The sequence below is a fragment of the Helicobacter monodelphidis genome, assembly GCF_003288845.1.
Taxonomy (GTDB): domain Bacteria; phylum Campylobacterota; class Campylobacteria; order Campylobacterales; family Helicobacteraceae; genus NHYN01.
The window spans coordinates 13,174-26,638 of the sequence record NZ_NHYN01000016.1 but is presented as its reverse complement, the minus strand read 5'-3'; the positions used below and the strand labels follow the sequence as shown (position 1 = coordinate 26,638).

The following is a 13,465-nucleotide window of genomic DNA, read 5'->3' as shown; positions in this document are numbered from 1 at the left end:
TGATATATCACATCCCCCTTTGTAGGGGGAATAATAGATACAAAATCCTGTAAGAGAACATTGATTTTGCCATATTTAATCTTTATAAGCAAAGCTACACTATCATGATAACCTAAGGATTCTAAGTTTTTCATACATAAGCACCTTTAATAAAAATGGCGTAATTATAATATTCCATGCTCTCACTATCCATAACAGAATATCCCCATACAGGATTTAAATAAATGTTTCAAGCATATAAAATATAAGAACTCTAATTTTTACCGTCTTAAGTCCATTTATATGTCTGCTTGACTTTTTTATTCTTTTATGATACTATGACAAAATTTCATTTTACTAAGGGAGATGTTATGGTTTTAGTTTATAAGAAGTTATTTTCAGCAGTTTCTATTGCTACTTGTTCAGCGTTGTTTTTGGTAGCTTGCACAACAAACCCCACAACAGGTGAGTCTCAAATCAGTCGAACCGTGTTGGGTGCTGGAATTGCAGCGGCTGCAGGTGCTGGAATTGGTGCATTGGTTTCTAAGAAAAATCGTGCAAAAGGTGCAGCGATTGGTGCTGGAATTGGTGCTGTAGCTGGTGGTGCTGTTGGTGGGTATATGGATTATCAAGACGCTAAACTACGCAAACAACTTGCAAATACAGGTGTAAGTGTAACGCGTAATGGTGATGAAATTACATTAAATATGCCCGGTGATATTACTTTCAAAACAGGAAGTGCAGACCTTAGCCCACAATTTTACAGTGTGCTAGACTCTGTAGGTGCAGTTTTAACAGAATACGATAAAACAATTGTTACTGTTGCTGGATTTACAGATAGCACGGGTTCTGCAGCTGTAAATAAGAGTTTATCTCAAAAACGAGCGGATACAGTTGCAAACTACCTCCAAAGCAAGAATGTTAAAAAAGAAAGATTAGTCAGTGAGGGCTTGGGTGCAACAAACTTTATTGCAGACAATAAAACAGATGCAGGACGTGCTCAAAATCGTCGTGTTGAAATTTCTTTAACTGCAATTACAAAATAGTCACAAACAGAGAAAAAGACACCATCCTCAGCAATATTCCTACCTTAGAGTAAAACCAATATGGGGGTTTTTCTCTAAGGATTGGTTTCTTTGAGAAAAATACTCCTGGGTACGTTTATATCCTATTGCTTCTGTTCTAGAAGTTCAAAACAATTGGCTTTTGCTCCACTCTTATCGTTCGTTAGGTGACGATGAGCAGTCATGTCCTATTTACAAAAACTTTAGCTGGTTAAGTTCACCTTCTCTTGTAATCTCTCACAAATAGGAGTTTTGCATTTTCTCTCGTAGAGATATCGAAACATATATATGGTAAAACTAAATAATTTCAAAATTCCATTCTCACCAACGCCCTCTCCATTCAAAACTGTCCATAAATCACAAGCCTTACCACAGTAACTCCTTTGTATTGCAATATCCCAAATACCTTTCGATCTATAGCATACAAAAAGCTACTAAATCATAACAACCCAAATTATACCCCCATATCATATAGCCCTCACGCAAAAACCACTTGCCTTTTTATAACAATAATGCTTATACTATTTTTAGTCAGGAGAAGACCTTTTAGTTCAAAGAGACAATCTAAGACTTCTATGGTTATTAAGCCTTTAGATTGAGCATAATTGTCTGCTTCCTCTATGAATTCCCCTGCCTTCTCTCTTCCAAAACTTTTAAGATATATTCCTCTAAGTTCCGCTCCGCTTGTTGCCTCTTCCTCCTGGATTCTTGCAATCTCCTTTCTGACCACTCCTCTAATTCGCTCAATGACATGTTTAAAACTTGCATTTTCTTCCTCCTTTATGTTGGTAAGATTCACTTTGATTCGTGTTGAATCAATAAAAAATTTAATGCTATCATCTTTGCTTTGCATCGATGGCACTATGATTGATGTCAAAGAGCTAAAGTAAGGCTTCAGGTTTGCATGTGAATGAGTTTGATTGCTTTCAAAAGCGGTTTTGTCTTGTTTCTTTGGTGGATACTTATAGCAGTGTGTGTAGTTTTCATATCTGTGACACTGAAAATTCTTTAGGTGTGGCTAGGGCGGTAACTAATATATTCCTAAGTTTGGAAAGCCCCAAAAAATTAAGGGTGATAATGGTTCTGCGCTTTTGAGTCGCTATACACACAAGAGGTTTTAGAAAGACTTGACATTGAATATATCCGCACCCCTGCTTATAGTGGCTGGTGTAAGCCTTTTGTAGAATCTAACCACAGACGTCAAAATGCGTTAATGGAGTGGATTAAGGGTTATATCGGGCATTCTATGAGCCAAAGACAAGCTATCGAACAGTTTTTCAGTCGTCAAACAAAACGATTAAAAAAGGACAGAAGACAAATATCACTTCTTTACATACCTTGCAAGAGCTAAACACGTTTGTAAAAAACCACACAGGGATATTAAACAACAAGTATCTAAAAAGGCTGGATTACACACCCTTAAGTTCCACAAATTTCCAATTTTTATAAAATAATTATAAAAATATTAATATGTAGTTAAAAATTGTATATACTCCCACAGTCAAAACATTAAAAAGTTCCAAAATATGCTAGCTTTAAAAAATTAAGAATCTTAGGTGACAGACTGAAATAAAACACCTTTATTATTTAGAGTAGTGTATTCTTAATTTAATAAATAATTTATATATCTTAGTATTCATTTTGTTGCTATAAAAAATAATCGCTTAAATCCAAACAAAATCTTATAATCTTGTGTTGGCGACTTTATGGGTGAATAAAGAGGTATAATTTGTTCCAATAATTCATTCTCAAATTGTAGTTTATAATCATCTTTCAAAGCATTCAAATAAGGTCGAAGTTTAGTGGCCCGCACCCATTCAATCAAAGATTGGTGTGAGGGCATACATTGATAATAGATGCTCTCCCAAACTTCAAATTGGCTTGCACATTTCATGAGAATTTCAATATATTCTTGAGGTTGCAATGTTTCATTTATTTCAATCTCTGTATGTTTAAAACCCCATTTTGAATTTTTTATCATTTTATCAATCACACAATACAATGGTTCATTAGTATTATTTGGCATTTGCACAGCAAGTACACCATTTGAACTAAGCTTCTCCATTAAAAATGGGATAAGAGTATGATGGCAAGGTAACCACTGCAATGAAGCATTCGCAAAAATTAAATCATATTCGCCTGATATTTCTCTAGCATCGCAGAAATTAAATGAAAGATGTGGATGTTGATTGCGTGCGGACTCTATCATACTCATAGAATGATCAACTCCTAATAATTGAGCATTGGGAAAAAAAGAATGCAAAATTGCCGTACTATTACCTGGACCACAACCAACATCAACTATATTTAGCGGACTTAATTTTCTTAATCTATTCGCCAAATCTATAGCAGGCTTACTTCTCTCTTCTTCAAACTTAAGGTAAAGACTTGCACTCCATTCACTTCGTTCCATATTGCTTACTCCTTCTAACATTTTAAAGAATTATACAACAAAACAATAAGGATATTTAAACACTCACTCAAGAATTAATACTACAAAAGATTACTAAATAAAAAAAGAAAAAGAGAAGAGCGGAAGCAATCAATCTCCCATTCAAAAGTATCTCTTACTTAGAGTTATGATGATAACTCTAAGTAATGATTTTACACAAGCTCAATAAAAGCTAATGGTGCTGCATCACCTGCCCTCAAACGCGTCCTGACAATACGCGTATAACCACCAGGCCTCTCCCTGTATTGTGGTGCAATATCCGCAACAAGTTTATGTGTCGCTTTCTTATCTTGCAAATAAGCAAAGACAAGACGATGTGCATTTGGCGTTTCCTCCCCTGCTTTCGTAATTAATCGCTCAATGTAACTCTGCAATTCCTTTGCTTTCATTACTGTTGTTTCAATTTTACCTTTATCGATGAGAGCAATCGCAAGATTCTTCAATAAAGCTTTTCTGTGTGAAGATGTCCTGCCTAATTTTCTATAACCATGATTATGTCTCATATTCTCTCCTTAACTATTTTTCATTTTTAACAATTTCTTTTGCAAAGCAGCAAGAATCTCTGGAGAAATAGTACCCCCAATGGGATAGCCAAGCTCCTCTAGTTTATCCTTAATTTCATCTGTAGACTTCTTCCCTAAATTCTTGACTTCTTTTAGCTCTGCCTCACTCATTAAAATAATCTCACCAATAAACTTAATGTTTGCTCGCTCCAAGCAATTAAAAGACCTCGCACTCAAACCCAAAGTATCGATTTTCTGTAAGAGTTCTTTAATATCAGCTTCGTATTCAGTAGAGTCCACGCGGTCACTCTCAACACTCCATTCTTGCCCAAAGACAGAAAGTTGTCTTCGCATCACTTCAAGTGCATTATTGAATGCAGAGAGAGGATCAATTTGTCCATCTGTTTCAATCTCCAAAACAATTTTCTCAAAATTTGGATCATCATCAACAAGCATATTTTCAATCTGGTAGGTAACTTTTCTTACAGGCGTAAAATACGCATCAATAGGGATAAAACCATCAGGAATGATATTTCTAATATCCTCGCTAGGAACAAACCCAATCCCTTTTTCAATAATAACAGAAAAATTAAATACTCCATTTTCATTAATGGTTGCAATATATTGATCTGGAGTTACAACTTCAACCTCATCGCTATTCAAGTCACTTCCCTTGAGGGTAGTCGGACCACTGAAGCTATAATCCATCACTACTCTCTGTTCATCAGAAGTAATCTTGAAGCGCACTTGCTTCAAATTTGCAATAAATAACGTCACATCCTCCATCATTCCGCGTAAAGAATCAAATTCATGTGCCACACCTTCAATACGTATAGCAATAGGTGCAAATCCCACAGAGCTACCTAAAAGTAATCTTCTTAAAGGATGTGCAACGGTCAAGGCATAACCATTCTCAAAAGGGTAAGCAAGAATGCGCGTTGTATTCTTATCAATCTCCTGAATTGAAATATCTGTTGGTGTATAAGGGGTAGTTTTAATTGTTTTCATTCACCAATCCTTAATTATTTAGAATATAGCTCAACAATTAGTCTTTCTTGGACAGGAATCACGACTTCTTCTCTCTCAGGTAGACGCGTAAAAATCCCAAACACTTTTTCTTGGTCAACATCCACCCACGCAACGATACCAGTTTGATGAGTCAACTCAATCGCCCGCTTAATTTGGGGATTATTTTTACTCTTTTGCACAATCTCAATCTTTTGTCCCGGAAAAATAACTGCTGAAGGAATACTCAATCTTTTACCATCAACAAGGATATGTCCATGCGTCACAAGCTGTCGTGCAAATCGTCTTGTCGTTGCAAAACCCATACGATACACAATGTTATCCAAACGAGATTCCAACAAAGTAATAAGCAAAGAACCCGTATTTCCCTCCATACGACTTGCTTCTCTAAAAATACCCCTGAATTGTTTTTCAGAAACTCCATAAAACATCTTCGCTTTTTGCTTTTCATGAAGTTGCAATGCATAATCGGAAGGTTTACTTCTTCTTTGGCCATGTTGTCCTGGTCCGTAATGTCTTTTGTCTAGAGCTGACTTACCGCTTAATCTCCTTTCGCCCTTTAATTCTAGGCATTGGTCAAAACGTCTCTCAATTTTTTCAACAGGTCCTCTATATCTTGCCATATTCTTCTCCTTTACACTCTTCTTCTCTTAGGTGGACGGCAACCATTATGAGGAAGTGGTGTGATATTTTTAAACCAAAGCACTTTGATTCCTTCAATTGCACCTAAACTTTTCACAGCAGTTTCACTACCGCTACCCGGCCCCTGCACTTTTACGCCTAACTCTTTAATACCATGTTCTTTAGCCTTCGCTACAGCATTTTCAACTGCCTGTTGAGCTGCATAAGGTGTTGACTTTTTGCTACCCTTAAAGCCCAACGCACCGGCCGTACTCCAACAAATCACATTACCCATTTCATCAGTGATTGTTACACTTGTATTATTGAAAGTTGCAGAGATATAAATCACACCTCGTGCAATATTCTTTCTTACAATTCGCTTTTTTGTTGTTTTCTTTGTCGCCATTTTTTACCTCTTACTTACTTGCACTACCTACAGTCTTACGCTTACCTTTGCGTGTACGTGCATTATTCTTAGTTGTTTGTCCTCGCACAGGGAGTCCCTTTCGATGCCTTAAACCGCGATAATTACCCAAGTCCATTAAAGTTTTGATGTCCATAGTTACTTTCTTACGCAAATCTCCTTCTACGAGACATGTCTCTTGAATTTGTTTGCTAATTGCTGAAATTTCAGCCTCATTCAACTCATGAACCCTCTTATCTAAGGAAATATTGACTGCCTTAAGAATATCCCTTGATGTTTTCAAGCCAATCCCATAAATATAAGTCAAGCCATACTCAACCCTCTTCTTTTTCGGTAAATCTACACCAGCAATACGTGCCATTTTCTATCCTTGTCTTTGTTTGTGTTTTGGGGTAGAACAAATCACTCTGACTACACCATTACGTTTTACAATCTTACATTTATCACACATCTTCTTTACAGAAGGTCTAACTTTCATCACATTCTCCTTGTTACAGCAAAAATTGCTAATTCTACTTAGTTTTCAATTAAACATTACTTATGTCTATAAGTAATACGCCCTTTATCTAAACTATAGGGTGTTAACTCCACGTCAACCTTATCACCAGGTAAAATACGAATATAATGCATACGCATTCTTCCTGCTATGTGACATAGAATTATATGTTTATTATTCTCAAGCTCCACTCTAAAGGTAGCATTAGGTAAAGCCTCAATAACTTTCCCTACAACCTCAATAACATCCTTCTCCTTCTTTGGAGTATTATTTTTTGCCATTATATTTCTACTCCTGTGTTAAAATCTCAGCACATCCGCCAACAACGGCAACAGTATGCTCATAATGACTACCATTCAATTCATCAACGGAAGTAACACTCCACTTATCCTGCAAAATTTTTGGATCTCCACTTTTTTGACAAATCATCGGCTCTATACAAAAAACCATACCTTCTTTGATTTTTGGTCCTTGCTTAGGGTTGCTTCCATTTAAGTAATTTGGAATTTCTGGCTCTTCATGAGGCTTCTTACCAATACCATGTCCACAAAAGCTTCTCAAAGGTACAAAACCCCTCTTTAGTATAAACTGCTCTAAAAAGTGACTTAATTCCTTAAAATGCATACCTACACGAATACAATCAATGGCTGCATAAAGGCTATCTTTTGCACAAGCAATTAATGCCTCATCTTGGTTACCTACACGACCAATAGGCACAGTAATCGCACCATCACCATAGTAACCTTCTAGTTCCGTTCCAACATCCAAGCCAATAATATCCCCCTCTTTGAGCTTATAATCTGTAGGAATACCATGAATAATCACAGTATTCAAAGAGGTGCAAAGCGTATTAGGAAAACCATATAACCCCTTAAAAGAAGGGCGTGCACCATGCGAACGAATGTAGTCCTCCGCAATTTTATCAAGCTCTAAGAGAGAAATTCCCTCCTTAGCATTCTCTCTCAAAAGAGAGAGTGTCCCTGCTACAATCTTATTAGCAAGTCGCAATTTTTCAATTTCAGCTGGTTTGCGAATATTAATTCCCATCTTACAACCCCACTGCACTAAGTGTTTGATAACGATTCATAATAATTTGAGACTGAATTTTCCTCATCGTATCAAGTGCCACCTGCACAACAATCAATACGGCTGTCCCTCCAAAATAGAAAGGAACTCCCATGCCTTTTACAAGAAGCCAAGGAAGTGTGGAAATCACCGCAAGATATAAAGAACCAAATAAAGTTAAACGACTCGCAATATTATTAAGTGTCTCTGCCGTCATCTCACCAGGTCTAATACCTGGTATAAAACCACCTTGTCGTTTCAAATTATCAGAAATATCCTTTGCATTAAAAACAATGGAGGCATAAAAATAAGCAAAAAATATAACAAATATAAACATTAAGAAATGATGAAAAACACTATCCGGACTTAACCAATCCCGAACACTTAAAAGCCAAGGTGTCGATGTTGCCTGTAAAAGTGTGGCAGGAAACATCAAAATTGCTGATGCAAAAATAGGTGGAATTACCCCGCTTAGATTCATTTTAATTGGAATATAATTCATAATCCTCTTATGCTGATTTTGAATAAGCACCTTTCTCGCATAGGAAATTGCAATACGTCGTTCGCCCAACTCCACATAGATAATTGCTAAAATCGTCACAATAATCACCGCAACAATCCCAATTAACTTAATATAGCTTAACTCATTTGTGTTGACTAATTTGAAAGTACCACCAATCGCTGAAGGAATACTTGAGACAATTCCTGCAAAAATAATCAAAGAAATACCATTACCAATTCCACGTTGTGTGATTTGCTCACCAATCCACATCAACATCATCGTTCCTGCCAACATCGAAATTGCTGCAATCGCCACGAAGAGATAGATTTGATCTTCTCCAAATAAAATTGCTCCACTCAACTCTGTGCCACTCTGTAAACCAAAAGAAACAGTAATCGCCTGAATCAATGTCATCACAACCGTCATGTAACGAACAATTTGCATATATTTCTGCATTGAGTCTCTCTCTTTCTTCATCTTTGCTAACGAAGGAAAAGTCGCAGAAAGCAATTCCATAATAATCGATGAAGTAATATAGGGCATAATCCCAAGAGAGATAATGCTCACCCGCTCCAATGCATTACCGCTAAACATATTGAAATACCCTAAGGCATTATTACCCTGTTGGTCTAAAAAATCTTTAATAACCGTCGCATCAACGCCCGGAACAGGAATATACGCCAACACCCTATACGCAAACAAAAATCCAAGCGTGATAAGAATTTTATTGACGATGGCTTTATTCATTATGCTTGCCCACTTACTATAATGTAAGGTTCTTTAACCTTACTTGCTAAGGCTTTCGCTCCCCTGCCAATCAACTTTACAGCAATCCATCTCTTTGCATGACTTTGTTTTTCTTGATTTAATGTCTTTGCTAATGCATGCTTTGCCTTAAAAGAAGGAATGGCACAAACAGAATGGATACTTTCAAGAGTAATCTCACTCAATTCAGCAACAGCCTTGATTCGATCAACATTAATAACATATGGTTTCTCAAAGTGACTCCTGAATCCAACTTTAGGTAGTCTGCGTTGTAGGGGTTGCTGACCACCCTCAAAACCTCTTTTTTCTTTATAACCTGAACGAGCAGTCTGCCCCTTTCCTCCACGAGTAGAGGTTTTGCCCATTCCACTTCCTTGACCTCTTCCAACTCTTTTGCGTTTTTTAACACTACCTTCAGCAGGTTTAAGATTTTCCAATGCCATCTATATTCCTTTATGCTTTAATTCTTGATAACGCATCAACAGTTGCTCTCACTACATTATAAGGGTTATTTGATCCTAACGACTTTGTTAAAATATCTTTAATACCAGCCAATTCGATAACAGGACGTGCAGAACCTCCTGCAATCACTCCTGTTCCCTCACTAGCCGGCCTCAACAAAATACGACTTGAATTATATTTATGCTCAATATCGTGTGCAATTGTTGTACCCTTAATATTCACCTTAATAAGATTCTTAAATGCATCATCGACTGCTTTTTTAATCGCATCAGGTACTTCTTTTGCTTTACCTAGCCCAAAACCAATTGTTCCATTTTTATCGCCAACAACGACAAGTGCATTAAAACGAAAACGACGTCCACCTTTCACGACTTTTGTCACACGTCCAATATTCACAACAACTTCTTCAAAACCCGGACGCATTCCTTCCCTCGTAGACTCTGATTTAGTGTCCTTATTTTCGTTTTTTCTCTCTTCAAGACGACTTTCACGCCCTTCTCGTTTTTGTAGCCTCTCTGTTTTTTCCATGTTATTTTCCATTGTTGTTTTCCTTAAAGTGTAATTCCATTCTCACGAAGAGAATCAGCAAAACTTGCAACAACACCATGATAAAGATAACCGTTTCGGTCAAAGATTACTTCTTGAATTCCTTTTGCCTTAAGAATCTCGGCAAAGGCAGACGCAATTTTCTTTGCATCTTCTTTATTTGCTTTCAAGCCCATTTTCTTACCATCTATAGAGGCAAGAGTTGTTGCTTTATTATCATCAATTGCTTGAGCATAAAAATAACGATTAGAACGGAATATTGATAATCTCGGCTTTTCTTTAATGCCAAAAATACTCCCTCGAACACGAGCTTTTCGTCTTGCTCTTAAAGCATTCTTATGTTTTAATACCTTTCCTAGCATTTTATTTCCTTATTTTTTAGAGGTTTTACCCGCTTTTCTAATGATTATCTCATCAGTGTACTTCACGCCTTTACCTTTATAAGGTTCTGGCGGTCTAAACTCACGAATGTTTGCTGCAACCTGCCCTACTTGCTGCTTATCAGAACCTTTGATATTAATCAAGTTTTTATCAACACTAATCTCAATACCTTCAGGAACTTCAAAATTAATCGGGTGAGAAAAGCCTAAATTCAACTCTAAAACCTTTCCTTTCATTGCTGCACGATAACCCACACCATTAATCTCCAATTGCTTACTGAAACCTTTATCTAAACCTTCAATAATATTGTTTGCTAATGCACGATACGTCCCCCAAAAAGCACGATCTTGGGCATTATCACTGACTGTAGAAAAACAAACCTCACTACCCTGCAAAGCAATATGGACGCGTCCAAAAGTTTCTAACTCTTTTTTGTCTTTACCTTTTGTGAAGTAAATTTTAGTCCCTTCCACTTTCACCTCAAGACCACTAGGGATAGTAATGGGCTTTTTACCAATTCTTGACATTTCTATACTCCTACCATATGCTACACAATGCTTCACCGCCTACATTCGCGCTATAAGCATCTTCATTACTAATCACACCCTTTGAGGTACTCACGACAATCAAACCATAGCCGTTTTTGAATCTCTTCAATTCATTACGACTATAATAAACTCTCCGGCCCGGCTTACTGATACGTTTAATCTCGTTGATAACAGATTCATTTTTATCGTCATCATACTTCAATATCACTTTGATTGTTTTAATTGAAGACTTATTATTTTCAGCAGATTTATTTTTATCGATTACCTTATAATCTGCAATAAACCCTCTCGCCTTAAAAACTTCAAGGATAGAAACTACAATCTTTGCATAATACAATGTTGTGTATTCTAATCTTCTCATGGAAGCATTGCGAATGCGGGTTAGAGAATCTGCAATAATATCATTCACCATTATTTACTCCTTACCAACTTGCTTTACGAAGACCCGGAATCAAGCCTTCATTACCCATTTTTCGCAAACAAACACGGCATAAACCAAAATCTCGATAGACAGAATGGGGGCGACCACAAATCTTACAACGCGTATAAGCCCTCACCTTAAACTTAGGTTTTCTATTTGCTTTCGTTATCATCGACTTCTTAGCCATTATTTCGTCCTTTTGCAAATGGCATACCAAACGCTTCAAGAAGTTTGAATGCCTCTTTATCATTATTTGTCGTTGTAACAATTGTGATATTCATGCCATGCGTAACCATAATATCATCATAAACAACCTCAGGAAACATTAATTGTTCATTTAAACCAAAATTATAGTTCCCGCGTCCATCAAAGCCATTACGTGGAACACCTCTAAAGTCTTTAACTCTAGGAAGGGCAATAACGACTAGCTTTTCCAAAAAGTTATACATTTGATTACCTCTTAATGTAACTTTCACACCCATAGGCATACCCTCACGCATCTTAAAACCCGCAACAGATTTCTTTGCAGTCGTAATAACCGCTCTTTGTCCGGCAATCAGAGAGATAGTGTCTGCAATATTCTGCATAATCTTCGTATCTTTTGCATAATCTCCAGCACCAACACTAATCACAATTTTCTCAAGTTTAGGGATAAGCATAGGATTTTTAATATCAAGCTCTTTTGTAAGCTTATCACGGATCTCTTCTTTATAGAGTTTCTTTAATTGAAACATCTTATGCCTCCTCTACTTTTTTCACATTAGAGATATGCATAGGCATTTCTTTTGCAATAAAACCACCTTTAGGATGATTATCGTTAGGTTTAATACTCTTTTTTGCAACCTTACAACCTGCAACAACCACTTGCGATTTCTTAGGAAACACCTGCAACACCTCTGCTACCTTACCTTTATCATCACCTGCAATGACTTTAACCTTATCACCTCTTTTGATTGTCTTTGCCATTAAAGCACCTCCGGGGCTAAGGACACGATTTTCATAAAATTCGCATAACGAACTTCACGTCCAACAGGCCCAAAAATACGAGTACCAATCGGCTCTCTTTTATTATCTAGAATCACCGCCGCATTATCATCAAAGCGAATCAAAGAACCATTCCCGCGTTGTACTTCTTTCTTTGTACGAACAACAACCGCTTTAACAACCTGCCCTTTTTTAACTTTACCATTTGGGATTGCCTTTTTAACAGAAGCAACAATCACATCACCCACAGTAGCATATCGTCTTTTGCTACCTCCTAAAATTTTAATACACATAACTTCTTTTGCACCGCTATTATCAGCGACATTCAAGCGTGTAAAGCTCTGGATCATAATTCAACCCCCACAGAAACAACTTTATGGAGTGTGAAAGCTTTTCTTTTAGAAATCGGCTTACACTCAATAGCCTCAATCACATCTCCAACCTTAACACTATTCTTTTCATCATGAACAATGTATCGCTTAAATCTCTTCACAATCTTTCTATATCTAGGGTGAATCACGCGACGTTCTACAAGAATGGTTACACTCTTATCACCTGTTTTGGTTGCGACAACACCCTGAATAATCCGCTTATGTGCTTGTTTATTGCTCATTGGATACCTCTCTTATTGCGATGTCGCTTAGAGCAGTCTGAATTCTTGCAATATCTCGTCTTGTCATACGAATCTCATTTGAATTTCTCAACTGCGTTGTCTTCAGCTTTAGCTTAAGTTCAAACAGCGACATCCTCTTTTCTTTTAGAAGCTTTAACAAAGCCTCCTTGCTTTGATCTTTCAATTCAGTAAATTTCATTTTCACTCTCGCTTGTTACAATTTTTGTCTTAAAAGGTAATTTACTTTGAGCAAGAGCCAGTGCTTCACGTGCCAAACTTTCTTCAACACTTCCCATTTCATAAATGATTCGACCTGGTTGAATATTCATGACCCATTTTTCCACTGCTCCCTTACCTTTACCCATACGAACCTCTAAAGGTTTTGCTGTTAAAGGCTTATCAGGAAAAACTCGAATCCAAGTTTGTCCAGTCCTTTTTGTATGACGAGTCATCGCAATTCTAGCTGCTTCGATTTGACGAGAATCAATTCTTCCATGCTCCAAAGCTTTGATTCCAATATTACCAAATGCAAGGGAATTCCCTCTTTGTGCCTTACCACGATTGCGACCCTTCATCTGCTTTCTATATTTTGTTCGTTTTGGCATTAACATCG

24 protein-coding genes are annotated in these 13,465 nt (G+C 37.0%); 1 reads left to right on the top strand and 23 read right to left on the bottom strand.

The genetic code is table 11. From position 1 onward, the window contains the following. Nucleotides 1-350: 350 nt before the first annotated feature. On the top strand, nucleotides 351-1,025 hold the full coding sequence (locus CCZ01_RS07320) for an OmpA family protein (RefSeq protein WP_112052566.1): 675 nt from the start codon (nucleotides 351-353) through the stop codon (nucleotides 1,023-1,025). 496 nt (nucleotides 1,026-1,521) lie between these two features. On the opposite strand, the gene CCZ01_RS07315 is transcribed toward CCZ01_RS07320, so the two are convergent. From CCZ01_RS07315 to rplP, 23 genes are all read right to left on the bottom strand, one after another. Further along, the gene (locus CCZ01_RS07315; RefSeq protein WP_112052565.1) at nucleotides 1,522-1,896 is read right to left on the bottom strand and encodes a hypothetical protein; all 375 of its coding nucleotides are present in this window, start codon (nucleotides 1,894-1,896) and stop codon (nucleotides 1,522-1,524) included. Between the two features lie 783 nt (nucleotides 1,897-2,679). After that, nucleotides 2,680-3,456, bottom strand: coding sequence for a methyltransferase domain-containing protein (locus tag CCZ01_RS07310; RefSeq protein ID WP_181566361.1), 777 nt, complete (start codon nucleotides 3,454-3,456; stop codon nucleotides 2,680-2,682). A gap of 191 nt (nucleotides 3,457-3,647) precedes the next feature. Further along, nucleotides 3,648-3,998, bottom strand: coding sequence for a 50S ribosomal protein L17 (rplQ, locus tag CCZ01_RS07305; RefSeq protein ID WP_112052563.1), 351 nt, complete (start codon nucleotides 3,996-3,998; stop codon nucleotides 3,648-3,650). 9 nt (nucleotides 3,999-4,007) lie between these two features. After that, nucleotides 4,008-5,006: a DNA-directed RNA polymerase subunit alpha gene (locus tag CCZ01_RS07300; protein WP_112052562.1), complete on the bottom strand. Its 999-nt coding sequence runs from the start codon at nucleotides 5,004-5,006 to the stop codon at nucleotides 4,008-4,010. Between the two features lie 14 nt (nucleotides 5,007-5,020). Then, nucleotides 5,021-5,647 carry a 30S ribosomal protein S4 gene (gene rpsD / locus CCZ01_RS07295; protein WP_112052561.1) on the bottom strand — a complete coding sequence of 209 codons (627 nt, stop codon included), beginning with the start codon at nucleotides 5,645-5,647 and terminating at the stop codon, nucleotides 5,021-5,023. Between the two features lie 11 nt (nucleotides 5,648-5,658). Continuing rightward, entirely contained in the window at nucleotides 5,659-6,051 is a 393-nt protein-coding gene (rpsK, locus tag CCZ01_RS07290; protein WP_112052560.1) for a 30S ribosomal protein S11, read from the bottom strand. 10 nt (nucleotides 6,052-6,061) lie between these two features. Further along, on the bottom strand, nucleotides 6,062-6,430 hold the full coding sequence (gene rpsM, locus CCZ01_RS07285) for a 30S ribosomal protein S13 (RefSeq protein WP_112052559.1): 369 nt from the start codon (nucleotides 6,428-6,430) through the stop codon (nucleotides 6,062-6,064). 3 nt (nucleotides 6,431-6,433) lie between these two features. Continuing rightward, complete coding sequence (gene rpmJ / locus CCZ01_RS07280; RefSeq protein ID WP_112052558.1) at nucleotides 6,434-6,547, bottom strand: 50S ribosomal protein L36; 114 nt, start codon at nucleotides 6,545-6,547, stop codon at nucleotides 6,434-6,436. A 56-nt stretch (nucleotides 6,548-6,603) separates the two neighbouring features. Further along, nucleotides 6,604-6,846: a translation initiation factor IF-1 gene (gene infA / locus CCZ01_RS07275; protein WP_112052557.1), complete on the bottom strand. Its 243-nt coding sequence runs from the start codon at nucleotides 6,844-6,846 to the stop codon at nucleotides 6,604-6,606. Between the two features lie 7 nt (nucleotides 6,847-6,853). Continuing rightward, nucleotides 6,854-7,612, bottom strand: a complete 759-nt coding sequence (map, locus tag CCZ01_RS07270; protein ID WP_112052556.1) for a type I methionyl aminopeptidase — start codon at nucleotides 7,610-7,612, stop codon at nucleotides 6,854-6,856. 1 nt (nucleotide 7,613) lies between these two features. Then, on the bottom strand, nucleotides 7,614-8,879 hold the full coding sequence (gene secY / locus CCZ01_RS07265) for a preprotein translocase subunit SecY (RefSeq protein ID WP_112052555.1): 1,266 nt from the start codon (nucleotides 8,877-8,879) through the stop codon (nucleotides 7,614-7,616). Continuing rightward, on the bottom strand, nucleotides 8,879-9,340 hold the full coding sequence (gene rplO / locus CCZ01_RS07260) for a 50S ribosomal protein L15 (protein WP_112052554.1): 462 nt from the start codon (nucleotides 9,338-9,340) through the stop codon (nucleotides 8,879-8,881). The genes secY and rplO overlap by 1 nt, the downstream gene beginning before the upstream one ends. A gap of 10 nt (nucleotides 9,341-9,350) precedes the next feature. Then, on the bottom strand, nucleotides 9,351-9,782 hold the full coding sequence (gene rpsE / locus CCZ01_RS07255; protein ID WP_112052584.1) for a 30S ribosomal protein S5: 432 nt from the start codon (nucleotides 9,780-9,782) through the stop codon (nucleotides 9,351-9,353). Between the two features lie 128 nt (nucleotides 9,783-9,910). Next, nucleotides 9,911-10,267 carry a 50S ribosomal protein L18 gene (rplR, locus tag CCZ01_RS07250; RefSeq protein WP_112052553.1) on the bottom strand — a complete coding sequence of 119 codons (357 nt, stop codon included), beginning with the start codon at nucleotides 10,265-10,267 and terminating at the stop codon, nucleotides 9,911-9,913. A 9-nt stretch (nucleotides 10,268-10,276) separates the two neighbouring features. Continuing rightward, nucleotides 10,277-10,813, bottom strand: coding sequence for a 50S ribosomal protein L6 (gene rplF, locus CCZ01_RS07245; RefSeq protein ID WP_112052552.1), 537 nt, complete (start codon nucleotides 10,811-10,813; stop codon nucleotides 10,277-10,279). A gap of 10 nt (nucleotides 10,814-10,823) precedes the next feature. After that, nucleotides 10,824-11,246 carry a 30S ribosomal protein S8 gene (gene rpsH, locus CCZ01_RS07240; RefSeq protein ID WP_112052551.1) on the bottom strand — a complete coding sequence of 141 codons (423 nt, stop codon included), beginning with the start codon at nucleotides 11,244-11,246 and terminating at the stop codon, nucleotides 10,824-10,826. A gap of 10 nt (nucleotides 11,247-11,256) precedes the next feature. Then, nucleotides 11,257-11,442, bottom strand: a complete 186-nt coding sequence (locus tag CCZ01_RS07235; RefSeq protein ID WP_112052550.1) for a type Z 30S ribosomal protein S14 — start codon at nucleotides 11,440-11,442, stop codon at nucleotides 11,257-11,259. Further along, the gene (gene rplE / locus CCZ01_RS07230; protein WP_112052549.1) at nucleotides 11,435-11,989 is read right to left on the bottom strand and encodes a 50S ribosomal protein L5; all 555 of its coding nucleotides are present in this window, start codon (nucleotides 11,987-11,989) and stop codon (nucleotides 11,435-11,437) included. The genes CCZ01_RS07235 and rplE overlap by 8 nt, the downstream gene beginning before the upstream one ends. A 1-nt stretch (nucleotide 11,990) precedes the next feature. Next, on the bottom strand, nucleotides 11,991-12,221 hold the full coding sequence (gene rplX / locus CCZ01_RS07225; protein WP_112052548.1) for a 50S ribosomal protein L24: 231 nt from the start codon (nucleotides 12,219-12,221) through the stop codon (nucleotides 11,991-11,993). Next, nucleotides 12,221-12,589 (bottom strand): 50S ribosomal protein L14, encoded by a 369-nt coding sequence (gene rplN / locus CCZ01_RS07220; RefSeq protein ID WP_112052547.1) that lies wholly within the window; start codon nucleotides 12,587-12,589, stop codon nucleotides 12,221-12,223. The genes rplX and rplN overlap by 1 nt, the downstream gene beginning before the upstream one ends. After that, complete coding sequence (gene rpsQ / locus CCZ01_RS07215) at nucleotides 12,586-12,852, bottom strand: 30S ribosomal protein S17 (protein WP_112052546.1); 267 nt, start codon at nucleotides 12,850-12,852, stop codon at nucleotides 12,586-12,588. Before rpsQ ends, rplN begins: the two co-directional genes overlap by 4 nt. After that, a complete protein-coding gene (gene rpmC, locus CCZ01_RS07210) occupies nucleotides 12,842-13,051 on the bottom strand; it encodes a 50S ribosomal protein L29 (protein WP_112052545.1) in 210 nt (69 codons plus the stop codon). The genes rpsQ and rpmC overlap by 11 nt, the downstream gene beginning before the upstream one ends. After that, a complete protein-coding gene (gene rplP, locus CCZ01_RS07205) occupies nucleotides 13,038-13,463 on the bottom strand; it encodes a 50S ribosomal protein L16 (RefSeq protein ID WP_112052544.1) in 426 nt (141 codons plus the stop codon). Before rplP ends, rpmC begins: the two co-directional genes overlap by 14 nt. Nucleotides 13,464-13,465 lie beyond the last annotated feature (2 nt).

Bases quoted from the DNA above. Each gene is read 5' to 3' on its own strand.
- rpsH (WP_112052551.1), bottom strand. From the start codon at position 11,246: ATGGTGAATGATATTATTGCAGATTCTCTAACCCGCATTCGCAATGCT.
- rpsE (WP_112052584.1), bottom strand. From the start codon at position 9,782: ATGCGTCCGGGTTTTGAAGAAGTTGTTGTGAATATTGGACGTGTGACA.
- CCZ01_RS07300 (WP_112052562.1), bottom strand. From the start codon at position 5,006: ATGAAAACAATTAAAACTACCCCTTATACACCAACAGATATTTCAATT.
- rpmC (WP_112052545.1), bottom strand. From the start codon at position 13,051: ATGAAATTTACTGAATTGAAAGATCAAAGCAAGGAGGCTTTGTTAAAG.
- map (WP_112052556.1), bottom strand. From the start codon at position 7,612: ATGGGAATTAATATTCGCAAACCAGCTGAAATTGAAAAATTGCGACTT.
- rplF (WP_112052552.1), bottom strand. From the start codon at position 10,813: ATGTCAAGAATTGGTAAAAAGCCCATTACTATCCCTAGTGGTCTTGAG.
- rplQ (WP_112052563.1), bottom strand. From the start codon at position 3,998: ATGAGACATAATCATGGTTATAGAAAATTAGGCAGGACATCTTCACAC.
- CCZ01_RS07235 (WP_112052550.1), bottom strand. From the start codon at position 11,442: ATGGCTAAGAAGTCGATGATAACGAAAGCAAATAGAAAACCTAAGTTT.
- rplP (WP_112052544.1), bottom strand. From the start codon at position 13,463: ATGTTAATGCCAAAACGAACAAAATATAGAAAGCAGATGAAGGGTCGC.
- rpsD (WP_112052561.1), bottom strand. From the start codon at position 5,647: ATGGCAAGATATAGAGGACCTGTTGAAAAAATTGAGAGACGTTTTGAC.
- rplX (WP_112052548.1), bottom strand. From the start codon at position 12,221: ATGGCAAAGACAATCAAAAGAGGTGATAAGGTTAAAGTCATTGCAGGT.
- CCZ01_RS07310 (WP_181566361.1), bottom strand. From the start codon at position 3,456: ATGGAACGAAGTGAATGGAGTGCAAGTCTTTACCTTAAGTTTGAAGAA.
- infA (WP_112052557.1), bottom strand. From the start codon at position 6,846: ATGGCAAAAAATAATACTCCAAAGAAGGAGAAGGATGTTATTGAGGTT.
- CCZ01_RS07320 (WP_112052566.1), top strand. From the start codon at position 351: ATGGTTTTAGTTTATAAGAAGTTATTTTCAGCAGTTTCTATTGCTACT.
- rpsM (WP_112052559.1), bottom strand. From the start codon at position 6,430: ATGGCACGTATTGCTGGTGTAGATTTACCGAAAAAGAAGAGGGTTGAG.
- rpmJ (WP_112052558.1), bottom strand. From the start codon at position 6,547: ATGAAAGTTAGACCTTCTGTAAAGAAGATGTGTGATAAATGTAAGATT.
- rplO (WP_112052554.1), bottom strand. From the start codon at position 9,340: ATGGCATTGGAAAATCTTAAACCTGCTGAAGGTAGTGTTAAAAAACGC.
- rpsK (WP_112052560.1), bottom strand. From the start codon at position 6,051: ATGGCGACAAAGAAAACAACAAAAAAGCGAATTGTAAGAAAGAATATT.
- rplE (WP_112052549.1), bottom strand. From the start codon at position 11,989: ATGTTTCAATTAAAGAAACTCTATAAAGAAGAGATCCGTGATAAGCTT.
- rpsQ (WP_112052546.1), bottom strand. From the start codon at position 12,852: ATGAGCAATAAACAAGCACATAAGCGGATTATTCAGGGTGTTGTCGCA.
- CCZ01_RS07315 (WP_112052565.1), bottom strand. From the start codon at position 1,896: ATGCAAAGCAAAGATGATAGCATTAAATTTTTTATTGATTCAACACGA.
- secY (WP_112052555.1), bottom strand. From the start codon at position 8,879: ATGAATAAAGCCATCGTCAATAAAATTCTTATCACGCTTGGATTTTTG.
- rplN (WP_112052547.1), bottom strand. From the start codon at position 12,589: ATGATCCAGAGCTTTACACGCTTGAATGTCGCTGATAATAGCGGTGCA.
- rplR (WP_112052553.1), bottom strand. From the start codon at position 10,267: ATGCTAGGAAAGGTATTAAAACATAAGAATGCTTTAAGAGCAAGACGA.